The sequence below is a fragment of the Coraliomargarita sinensis genome, assembly GCF_003185655.1.
Classification (GTDB): Bacteria; Verrucomicrobiota; Verrucomicrobiia; order Opitutales; family Coraliomargaritaceae; genus Coraliomargarita_B; species Coraliomargarita_B sinensis.
Map to the genome: position 1 here is coordinate 303,739 of NZ_QHJQ01000002.1, position 13,167 is coordinate 316,905.

Below are 13,167 nucleotides of genomic sequence, written 5' to 3' on the forward strand. Positions count from 1 at the left end.
ACCTTTTGACCATGACGATCCCTGATTCACTTAAAATTCGATTCAGTTTAATTCTGCCGACAGTACTGCTCGCCGCTCAGTCCGTGCACGCACAGGTGGCGCCGGTGGCCAACGACGACACTTTCCCGACGATTCCGTCGCTGACCGTTGCGGCGGATAATTCGCTGTCCATCTCGGATGCGACGCTTCTGGCCAACGATACCGGCGACGGAATCGATGTGGATACGGTCGTTCAGGCCACAGTGACCTCAGGTGTTACGGTGACCCGTGTGACTGCCGCCGGCGGTTCGATTACCTATGACCCCGGCAACGCTTTCCAGTCCCTCGACAGTGGCGACACCCAAAACGACACCTTCGATTACACGATCGATGGCGACGAAGCCCCGGACACTGCCGGCGATGAACAGGCTACGGTGACGGTCCAAGTGACAGGAGTGAACGACGCCCCGGTTCTCTCCACCCTGAACAACGATTCCGTAAACGACAACGCGACCACCCAGCCATTCGAGAACGAAACCATCACCGATCTGGATACGGGCGAAGAGCTTACCGTGACCGTTCAAATAACGGATGCTGACGAGGGTTCCTTTTCCACGCTAGCTGGGTTCACCGATAACTCCGGCACCACTCCCGGTGAATATACATTTACCGGATCAGCTTCCGCCGCGCAGGCAGCGCTGCGTGGGTTGGTTTTCGATCCGGCAGAAAACACTGTCCAGCCCACGACCACCTATACTGTAGATTTGAGTGTGACGGTGAGTGATGGTGATCTTTCCGATTCGGATAGCCTGACGGTAACGGTCACATCGATTAACGACAACCCGACCCTGACAGTAGGCGATAACGCGATCGCGATGGACGACGACGAGACACTTACGGTCTTCGCGAACGGTAGTGGCGCGGCGAATTTCACCCTTCAGGATGTCGACGTTCAGGATACCTACACCGTGGTCGTCACCTATGATCAAACAATCGGCGGATTCACCTCGGCATCAAGTTCCTCATTCACCGCGGCAGGATCGGGCTCCAGTTCGACCTTGACCATCTCGGGGACGGAATCCGCGGTCAGAACCGCATTACTCGGTCTTGTTTACGATCCGATCGAGAACCTTGTCGCCGTAGATGATACGAACTCGCACACCCTGAGTGTCTCTTTTGCGGACCAGGGGTCGACACCCGCCACCGGCAGCACGACAATCACTGTGACATCCGTCAATGACAGCCCTGTTCTCAGTCCGGCCGGGCCCCTGCCTATCGTCAGCCTCGGGGCTGGGGGCGTTTTCGCAATCTACGATCGCATCTCCTTAACCGACGCCGATTTTGAAACAACCACTTCCGAAGGTTCCGGTGATATCGGCGGAGGTACTCCAACGGATGAGTTTACCGCTTCGATCCTGCTGACGGATGCTTCCGACGGGACCACCGAAGGTGCTTATGGTTCGATCAGCTCCAGCTTGTTCCAGGTCGATGGTTCGAACGCGAACCTCTACACCTATACCTCGAACCGGCAGGCGGTCGAGTCGGCCATCCGCGAAGCGCTCTACCAGGCTCCCGATTCCACGGGTACCTTTGTGGCCAAGCTGACGGTACGTGATTCCAGTGGCGATGCCGCCACCCAGGATTCCAATACGGTGATCGCGTCCACCGAGGTGACCCAACCGACACCCGGCATGACAGGCCTCCAACCTGGGCAGACGGTTAACGACAACAGCACAATCCTGCCTTTCCTGACTGCCGTATTCAACAGCTTCGGATCGGGCAACAAAACGGTTGAAATCACACTGGTCAAATCACCTTCCGAGCTGACAGCGCAGACACCGAGCATGGACGAGCGCGGTGCGTTTGATATACTCGGGCCGTTCGGGAAAAACAGCAGCGGTAATCCGGATATCTATTCATTTACCGGTAATGCCGTCAACGCCACCGATGCGCTGCAAAACCTCCGCTTCCGCCCGACTCCCAACCGTATTGTGGGTGCCAGTGAGACGGTTACATTCCGTATTCAGGTCAAAGCTTCCGGTGGCTCACAGCTGAGCGAAGACTTTCTCACGATTACCATCTTCCCGGTCAATGATCTGCCTGCCATCACTCTCGGGGGAGACAATGCCAATTTCCGGATTGATGATGACGAGGTGACCAACCCCTTTGAAACAACCATCGTTTCCGATCCCGACGAAGCCGGCGAAGACGAAGTGACCGTGACGGTCACGTTCATCGGCGAAGATCCCGCCACAGGTGAACCGCTTGCCGGCGGTGGCGAAATCTACCGTGATATCACGACTCCGGCGGATCCGGATGCCGAGCCGCCCACAGAGGAGACAACTGAAGAGGTACTGCAAACACCGCCCTATACCTTTACCGGCACACCTGCCGAGGCACAGGACTGGTTGCGCAGTCTTAAATTTCGCCCGGACCCCGTCCGTAACCAAGTGGGACAACGTGAAAACGTGACCTTCACCGTTACGGTAGAAGATGGCAGCGGGCAGTCCGTGACCAACTCCGAACGGATCGTCACGGTGACCGCGATCAACGGCGCGCCGGATATCATCGGAGTGCCCGCACCGGCAGACCAGCCTTTCCCTGTTCCGGCCTCAGCTCCCGGAGAAATTATTCCATTCGTCGGCCTCTCGGTTGAGGACGAGGAGAGCCTTACCTTTACGATTACCCTGGATGACGACGACAAGGGTACGCTTGATACGACAGACTTTGCCTACAACAGCACGACAGGTGAGTACACTCTCAGTGGTACGCCGGCTGAAATTACCACAGCTCTACAGGCGCTGACCTACAGCATCGATTCCGGGTATACCTTCCCTGACGGTCAGCCCGGTTTGACCACCTTCACTTTGGCTGCTGCGGACTCCACAAATACCACGACCGTTGATTTTGCGGTGACAATCCGCAGCCGGAATGTCGCCCACATCGTCGACAGCACGGCTGATAGCGGCACGGGAACTCTGAGGGAGGCCCTCGGCTTTGCCCAGGACGGCGACTTTATCGTGTTTGACTTCCCGGTTGCCGATTTCCCCGTGACCTTGCGCCTGCAGGACACACTTACGGTAACAAGCGATGTTACGATTATGGGTTCCGGCGTGAACCAGCTTACGATCAGTGGAGACAGCGACGGTGATGATGTCGGTGATGTCGGTCTATTCCTTGTCGCGAACGGAGCGACACTGACACTGGAGCAGTTGACGCTTCGCGACGGCTCGGCTCCTTCCTATGGCGGTGCGGTGGCCGTTGACGAGGGCGGTGCTTTGATCGCACGTTTCTGTGCTTTTGAGAACAACCGGGCCGGGCAATACGGTGGTGCGGTTGACGTCTTCCTTGGTGAATTGACGGTCGATAGCTGTTATTTTTACCAGAACGTGATTGATGGCTCACAAGCTCAGGGCGGTGGCGCTATTTCCGTCTATGGCACCGGTACATCACTTATCCGTAATTCCACTTTCCTCGAGAATCGTCGCGACAACCCCGGCGAAGTTTTCGGTGGTGGTGCGATTTTTGCAGAGAACGGCGACATCGAGCAGTTCTTCTACCTGGACGTCGTGCACAACACCTTCGTGGATAATTTCGATGCCGGATTCAACGGAGGCACCATTCTGAGTAAAAACTCCGGTATGATCGTGCGGATGCTGAATAACATTGTATCCGCGGATACGGTCGCGCAGTCCGAAGGAAATGATTTCCCGGATTACCAACCGGTTATCGACGTTCTTAACGGCGGTGCCTTCCAGTCCCTCGGCGGGAACATTGCAACGGATTCGACCCAGACGACTTTCACTCAAGGCGGTGCGCAGAACGTCTTCTTGCTCGATGCCGAAATCGATTTCCTCGATGTGGAGATCGCGGACATTGAACTGCAAGCGCTCGCGGACAATGGCGGGCCTACGCCAACTTTCTCGATCGGTGAAAACAGTATCGGTCTCGATAACGGCAATCCCGTGACACCGATCAGCGATGCGGTCGGCTACGATCAACGTGGTATGTGGCGTGACGGCACTCCGGACGTCGGTGCCTTCGAGGCGGAGAGTTTCAGCCGTGTGAATATGAACGAACTATACGTTCAATCAACGACGGAAGATTACATTGAAATCTACAACCCCCGTGATTCCGAAAATCTCGATCTGGACGGATTCAAACTTTTCGTGGATGGCGTGGAGGTTCATACCTTCGTTTCGAACCCGCTCGTTCCCGGTGACGGCTTTGTTCCCGAGATTACAGATCTCGACCTCGACAGTGAGAAGGGGACAATCGAAATCCGCCGCGTTAATGGGCAGGTTTTGAACAGCGTCAACTATGTCGCGGCATTTGCGAAGTCGAATGTGGCGTTCCCGATCGTCGGTGAGTCAATCACACGTTACCCGACCTACGAAGGTGGGTTCCTACCTCATAAACTGGCCAGCGAGCGGATCACTCTCGTTGTTCCCAGTGCCTCCCTCACTTCCGAGGGCACCGAGATCGACGGTTCCGATTTTGGCGGTGGTAATGCTCCCCCCATCGCGATCAAGGATGTCGACGAAGATTCGACTCCGGCGAACGCACCGGTCTTCTTTGTTTCGGATGACGCCAGCCTGTCTCTCGACGTATTGGATAACGACATCGAGTTTGACCGTACGGATGTCCTGAAGGTTACCGAAGTTATGACGGTGGCTACCGGTATCGTGAATAATCTCGAATTGGCGGCGCTGCCTTTGGAAGACGGTAACATAACACTGACCGAACTGCCGGCCGGTATCGACACATCGGTCCCCGGGGTGACCGCCACGATCGCCGTTGACGGCGCTTCGATTGATTACGACCCCTCCACTTCACCGACCGTCGTCGCGCTCTCGCTGGGCGAGAAGCTGGTGGATATCCTCGGCTACACGATCGCCGACTTCTCCGGTGACCCGCTGGCGCAAAACTCCCGCGGGGACGATGATACCAAGCGGGCGGAGAATATCATCCAGGCCACCACTTACTTCACGGTTGAAATCACCGGTATCAACGAGGCCCCGGTTGCGGGCGACGATTCGGGTGCCACGACTGAAAATCAAGCCATCCGTTTCCTTCAGGATGACTTTATCCTCGCGAACGATCCCGATTTCGACTTCGAGGATATCGAAGCCAACTATCTCGATTTCGACGCTTCCGGAGTGGAAACGGCTTATCTGCCAATACTCGATAGCGAGGCTCTTCTTGGGAATGACGACGATGCGGATAACGACGATGACAACACGACCATCGAAATCATTTCCGTACATACGACGGATGTCTCCGGTGCATTGACCACGACACAAAGTGAGCTCGGCGCGACTGTTCGCCTCGACCTGCGGGCGAACCGTAACGAGACCAGCATCATTTACGACCCCCGCAGTTCGGCGATTCTGAATGCACTTCAAGCCGGAGAGACGACGTCAGACCGATTCTTCTACACGGTCCGTGACGTGCACGGTGCCATCGACGTCGCTGAAGTCACCATCACCGTGAGCGGAGTCAATGATGTACCTACGGCCAACAACGATCCGGACTTTTTCTCCAGCGAGGACGTGACCCTGGAGATCCTTGATTCGGAACTCCTGTCCAATGATACCGATCCCGACCAGGATGGTGTGGACGATGATGTTCTCACTATCGACAGCTTCGATGTGACAACCCAGCTGGGCGGCTCGCTCAGTCCGAATGGCGGCGGCGACGGAATCATATTCGATCCTGTCGGACTCGAGATCTACGAGGAACTTGCGCGTAACGAAGTAATCGTAGACCAATTCCAATACACGGCCACCGATTCCAACGGCGGTACCTCGACGGCGACCGCCTTCATTGAGTTCGTCGGCGTGAATGATGCACCCGTAGCCGAGGATGACGCTTTGGCTATCAATGAAAACGAAGTCACCGAGATCGACGCAGCTGCCGGCCTGATCGACAATGATACGGACCTCGACATCAACGGCAGCGATCCGGACGATGATCCTTGGGTGATTCCACAGCGCGGGGTGACAACGCCATTCGGCGCCGCTTTCTACATCGAGACAGACGGCAGCTATGGTTACGATGCCAACTCGGCCGCGATCGAGAGCCTGATCGAGGGCGAAGTTGTCGTGGAAACATTCCCCTATATTCTGACGGACAACAGCCGGATGAATGCGGGTGCCGATAACTTTAAACTCGTGGTCAACAGTCCCGAGGTGGTGTTGCCGGTTCTGGCCAACGATTCTGTCGCCGGCGGCACGCCGTCCGCCATCGAAGCGTACACCGAAGACGGCGATAACAGTAATATCGTCATCATCGAGTCCGCGAATCACGAATTGCGCGACGGCAAATTGATCAAGGTGGAAGAATACGAAGGCAGTGGCGATTACAACGGAGTTTATCCGGTCACCGTGATTGACCGCGACCACTTCAGCATCCCCGCCGCATTCGCCGATGATCCTGATGGCACGCGCGGCACATGGCGCCCGTGGTTCAAGATCACCGCCTTTACCGCGGCCGAGAACAATGGTTTGGTCAGCATCAGTGACGATGAACAAAGTATACTCTTCGCGCCACGCGTCGATTTCTACGGGACGGATCGCTTCACTTACACGATCGAAGATGGTGTCGGTGGACAGGATGTCTGTGTGGTTGAAGTGCTGATCATCGAGGCGCCACTCAATTCTCAAATCGCGGCGAACGACGACAGTTTCAAACTCTATGCGGGGCAGGGTGCCCAGCTGGTCGATGTCCTCGCCAACGACAACACGCTGCCCTCTGCCGGAGCCGACCTGTTTATCCTGTCGGCGGAAGCGGATAGCGCACTCGGTACGATCGAGGTCGTGAATAACGGCAAATCCCTGCAATACACTCCGGACAGCGATGCCTTTACCGGCACAGAGACCTTTACCTACACGGTTTCCGGCGGCGCAACATCGAACGCGACTGCAAGCCTCAGCATCGAGGTTGTGGATGTGGAAGAGTTCGTCACCAATGCCAGTGGTGAGGATGACCTGTTCTTCGTTGCCGAAGGCGCCACGAATGTCGAACTGGACGTATTGGGCAACGACGCCACGCTGCCGAACTTCCCGGTAAGCCTGGAGATTACGGCCGTCGGTACGCCCGACGCCGGAGGTGCGGCGATTGTCGGTAACGGCAACGTCGTTTACACACCTGTTGCCCCGGCTGGCAGCAGCGAATCATTCACTTACACAATCACCGATGAACTCGGCAACGAGATCGTCAAAGATGTGACTGTCGAGATCGTCGCAGATGACGGGGACTTCCATGCAGTGGGGGATCACTACATCGTCTGGGCGGGCGCACCTGCGGTGACATTCCCGGTTCTGGAAAATGATATCCTGACCGGTGATAATGCCGGTGAACTCGGAATCACCAACTACGGTCTGGACGATGACGCGCCGGAGGTTCTGGAACGGGTCTCCTTCGACGGCACTTCCATCAGTTATCGTCCGCCTTCCACCATCGGATCGGCAACCGTTGTCGAAGACTTCAAATACGAAATCAGCGATGGCAGTTCGGAGCGTCGGGAGGCTTTGATCCAGATTACGGTGGTGCAAAATTATCCTGTGCTCGATGCGATCGACGACAACTATGACGTCGCCCGAGACAGCAGCGGTGTGAGCCTTGATGTCCTCGGAAACGATGCCACCTTGCCTCTGATCGGCTGGGATCTTTCAGTCGAATCGGTCACACAACCGGCCGAGGGTGGTACTGTCGTAATCGAGAGCGATGACACGCTGACGTTCACTCCGGCCGAAGGTTTCTTCGGGGTCGATACGTTCAGCTACACGGTTGAGGATGCCTTCGGGCAAACGGATACAGCGACCGTGACCATTTTGGTCGGTAGTCTGGTTACCGGTCCGGACAGCTACATCGTGCTGGAAAACAGCGGAGACAATCAATTCCGCGTGCTCCTGAACGATGACTGGATCAACCGTTATGCTGCGGATTACGAAATCAGCGAGGTCGGTACACCAGATGCCGGTGGCGTCGTGGCCCTCGCCGGTGATGCGCCGAACAATTATCTACTCTACACTCCTGCAGCGGATTTCGTCGGTGAGGAGAGCTTTACTTACACGGTGACTAATTTGACCGGGGGAACACGGACAGAAACCGTCACGGTCGAAGTGATTGCGGAAGAAAGCGATCGCGGCTTTGCCGATCTCGTCGTCACCTTGACCGGTGTGAACGACGCTCCGGTCCTTGGCGGCACGGAAGATGACGAAATCACCGACAAGGAATCCACTTTCCCCTTCGACACGGTTACACTCTCCGATGTCGATGCAGGCGGTGATCAAATCCAAACTGCGACCGTCAGCTTTGATTCGACACTTGGGGTAATTACTCTGACAGAAGGGGGCACTTCAGTATCCAATGCGACTGTCGGTGATACCATCACTTACACCATCGTGGGCACTCCAGCCGACGTGCAGGCAGCGCTTCGTACAATCGAGTTTACGCCCTTCGAAAACCTGATCCCGCTTCTGAATCCGGGATACTTCGACGTGATCTTTACTTTGACGATCGACGACGGGTATATCAGCCCGGTCATTACAGACCAGACGACCGTTCGCGTGTTTGCGGTGAACGATCCGCCTGACGGAGGAGACGACAGTTACGCAACCGAGGAGAACCAGACAATTCGTCTACTGGCGGACACGACACTCTTGCCTCCAGCCGTATTCGATTTCGGAGACCTTCCGGCCGAATATCAGGACTTTGATGCCAACGGCAATCAACAGACCTACCTGCCGGAACTGCAGAATGTGAATCTTCTGATCAACGACGACGACGTCGATATCGATGACGACAATACCACCATCGAGATCGTCAATGTCCACACGACCGCGACACGGGTGAACCAGATCACGGCGACCAGTGCCCTGGGTGCTTCGGTGGTCCTGGATGTGCGCGCCGTTCGAGCGGAAACCGGCATCCTCTACGACCCGCGTGGTTCGTCGATCCTCAATGCGCTTGCCGCCGGTGAGACGATCGTGGACTCCTTTTATTATACCGTTGTCGATCAGCATGGCGCTGACGAACAAGTGCTCGTTTCGATCACTGTGACCGGTGTGAATGACGTGCCCACAGCCAACGGCGATGGTGGGTACAACTTGACAGAGGACGGCACCATTATTGTGAGCGGTGCGGATATCCTGTCCAACGACACCGATCCCGATCAGGATGGCAACGGCCCGGATGACGCCCCGATTATCTCCAGCGTTCCCCCGTTCAGTGACTTGGGTGCGGCCCTCAGCTTTGATGGCACGGATATTACCTACGATCCGGACGATATGGAGCAGTACGAGTCGCTGGCCCGTAACGAATTCCTTCCGGACTCCTTCACCTACACGATAAGTGATGAAAACGGTGGCACCTCACAGGCGATCATCGAATTCCTGATCGAAGGTATTAACGACGCTCCGGTCGCCGAAGACGATGCCCTGGCAATCGATGAGAACGATACGCAAACCCGCGATCGTGCCAACGGGCTCATCTCCAATGACTCCGATGTCGACATGGGGATTAACTTCAACGGTGGTGATCCGAACGATGATCCCTGGATCCTGCCCCAGCGTGAGCAAATCTCCCCGCTCGGAGCCGCATTCACCATCGAGTCGGATGGCAGCTACAGTTATGATGCCAACTCCCGTGCCATCGACAGTCTCTTCGAAGGGGAGATTGCCGTGGAGACCTTCCCTTACGTGATCATTGACAACAGCAGGCTTTCTGCGGCAGACGACCGCTTCAAGGTCCTCGCCGACAGTACGGAGGTCGTTCTGCCCGTGCTGGCCAATGACGATGTGGCCGGAAGTGTTCCGGTTGCGATCGAAGGCTTCAGCGAGGATGCCGGCGACAGCCAGCGTGTGATCGTCGAAAGCTTTGAGCATCCGCTCCGCGAGGGTATGCTGGTCAAGATTCAAGGCTACGCGGGGGATGGCGACTACAATGGCGTGTATCCCATCTCCGTGGTCGATCGCGACCACTTCAGTGTCGCCGTCCCGTTTGTCGACGGTAACGATACTTCTCTGGGCACATGGCGCCCGTGGTTCGAAATTACCGCGGTGACCGAGGCGGATCAGGAAGCCGTCCTCGAAATTAGCGAAGATGGTCAATCGATCCTCTACACGCCGGTCGCCTCCTTCTATGGCAGTGAGCAATTTGAATACACCATCATGGATGGTGTGGGTGGTCAGGATGTGGCCGTGGTCGAGCTCACTGTCCTACAGGCACCGCTGAATACCGTGCTCTCCGCCAGTGACGACCGTTACCAGATCGGTAAGGGCGAGACCTCCGTGGAAGTGGACGTACTGGCCAACGACAACGTCCTGCCGGCAGCCGGTACGGACTTTACCATCACGGCAGTATCAGCGGGAAGTGCCGGTGGTTCTCTGGTGATCAACGGAAGCAGCGATGGGGTGGCCTACAGCCCGGTTGACGGAGACTTCACCGGAAGTGAGACCTTCACCTATGATGTCTCTGGCGGGGGCAGCTCCAGTACCCAGGCAACGGTCACATTCGAGGTGATCGACCGTGAAGGCTACCTGCGTTCCGCACCTGATGCATTCTTCGTGATCGAGGATTCCACCAACAACCTTCTTGATGTTGCGGCCAACGATATCACCCTGCCGAGCTTCCCCGTTACCTTCGAGGTGGTCGCGGTAAGTACCCCGACGTCGGGTGTCGCATCCCTTGACAACGGTCAGGTCAGCTACACGCCGAACGCTGCCTTTACCGGGACGGATAGCTTCACGTACACCATTCGTGATGCCAGCGGCGGTAATGTGACCGAAACGGTCACGGTGGAAGTAGTGCCTGATGTGGACGATTTCTACGCCCGCAACGACACGTACATCATCGTTGCCGGGTCGGGAGATTATAATCTCGATGTGCTGATCAACGATGGCGTAAGCGGATCTGCCGCAAACGACCTGATTATCGAAGACCTCGGGCTCGATACTCAGGCACCGCCGGACCGGACACGCGTCGATAATACGTATTCGGTTGTGACCTACACCGCACCGGCTGCTGCCACCACGGAAAGCTTCACCTATGAAATTCTCAACGGTCTCGGGACAGACCCCCGCCGCGAGGGTCTCATAACGATTGTTGTGGTCGATAGCCTGCCCGCGCCGACCAACCCGCTGGACGACGACTATCATGTCGCCAAGAACAGTGGCCCGCACAGTCTTGATGTCCTGCTCAATGATATCCCGCTTCCTGATGCCGGCTGGGACTGGACAATCAGCTCGGTCTCCGCACCGACTCAGGGTGGGGTGGCCTCCGTCGACTCGGGCACGGCCATAGACTATACACCGGCCGAGGGCTTCTACGGTGTGGAAAGCTTCACCTACACGATTGAGGACGCCTTCGGCGATACCGCCCAGGCCACAGTGACGGTTACCGTCGGTTCACAGCTAACGGAACCCGACACCTACGTCGTTCTGGAGAACAGCTCGGACAACGACTTCACGGTTCTCGTCAATGACGACATCCTCGAGCGTTTCCCGGCTGATTACACCATAAGTGACTTCAGCTCTCCCGATCAGGGTGGCTCTGTTTCCATCGACGGCAGTGGACCGGACAACCAGCTGCTTTACACGCCTGCGCAAGACTTCGTGGGTGAGGAAAGCTTCAGCTATACCGTGATCGACAATACCGGTGCCGAGCTTACCGAGACGGTGACCGTTCTCGTCATTGAAGAGAACGGCGACCGCGACTTTGCGGACTTCGTTGTCACGCTGACCGGTATCAACGATATTACCCAGATCGGTAGCACGCCGGATGGCAGCACGACAGACAAGCTCTCGGTGAAGCCCTTCCCAAGTGTGACTATCAGTGATTTGGATGAAGATGACCAGCAGGACCAAATCACGAGACTCAGCTTCGATTCATCACTCGGGTCGATCTCCGCGCCGGCGTTCACTCAAATTGGCCCGGGAACTTACGGCATGACCGGCACACCGGCTGAAGTTCAGGCCGCCCTCCGCGAGATCGTCTTTACGCCATTCGAAAACGTCATCGATTACATCGAGTGGGGTGCGGATAACAGTGTCGGTGATCTTGACTTCACATTGAGCCTCGACGACCTGAACCTGGGTCCGGTGCTCGGGGATAGTGCGGATGCGCCTGTGGTGGATGTGGTTACGATCAATATCGAGCCGATTAACGACACGCCTACGCTCGTTGATAATCTCAATGATCTGTTCCTCAAGGTGAATGCCTTACCACGTGCTATCCTGCTGACACCGTACTTCGACGATGTGGATGACGATGTTCCCGGCGGTGAGCTTACCTGGACGGTTTCAGGCAACACGAATCCTGGCTTGTTCAGCAGTGTGGCCGTGGACCAGGCGAAACAGTTGCTCGTCATTACGCTGGCACCGGATCAATTCGGTGTGGCCGAAATTACGGTGCGCGGTACCGACCGCGGTGGGCTGTTTGTAGAAGATACCTTCACTGTAACGGTGGATGGTCCTCCCGTCATCGAGTTGGAGGAAGGTCAGGAGAATCCGGATTCCCCTACCTTTGTTCAGGGCTCACAAAGCGGTTCTCGAAGAGACTACCTACAGTCGTTTGTGGTTACTAATACCGGGGTGTTGCCCGCGGAAGCCTTTATCCTTCATGTTAGCGGATTGGACCAACCCGTGGAAGGAATCAGTCTCCACCGTGCACAATACACATCGGACGATAACGGCACGCCTGACTTCTTTGCGGATGATACCCGCTCATCTGAGGGGGTTGAGATTCTTCAGCAGGGCACTTACGAATATTCCGTTAAGTACGACCAGCCCCTCGAACCGGGTGAGTCGATCATCGTGCATCTTACCTACCGAGCCTCATCCCTGAGTCTCCTGGATATCGACCCGATCATTGAAGTCGAATTGACGACAAAGACACCGACCGGTGATCCTGCAATCATTGCGATTCCGGATCCGGATACGGGAGAGGTCTTCATGACCTTTACGATCGAAGCAGGCAAAACCTATGCCATCCAATCGGCTGAAACGGTGGATGGTCCCTGGGTGACCTGGGATCTGGTGCTACCCGTCAGCGATTTTGATCGTGAAATTACAATTATCGATGATGGACTCTACACGGCGACACATCCGTCGGAAACGACTCAGCGGTTCTACCGTTTGATTGAAGTTGTCGAACCGTAATCTACAGTTATAACTGTTCCTCTAG

At 56.2% G+C, this 13,167-nt stretch carries 1 protein-coding gene; it reads left to right on the forward strand.

Features of this window, described 5'->3' with window-relative positions; all coding sequences use genetic code 11:
• The first annotated feature begins 11 nt into the window (after positions 1-11).
• The gene (locus DDZ13_RS03925) at positions 12-13,142 is read left to right on the forward strand and encodes an Ig-like domain-containing protein (protein WP_110130119.1); all 13,131 of its coding nucleotides are present in this window, start codon (positions 12-14) and stop codon (positions 13,140-13,142) included.
• The last annotated feature ends 25 nt before the right edge of the window (positions 13,143-13,167 follow it).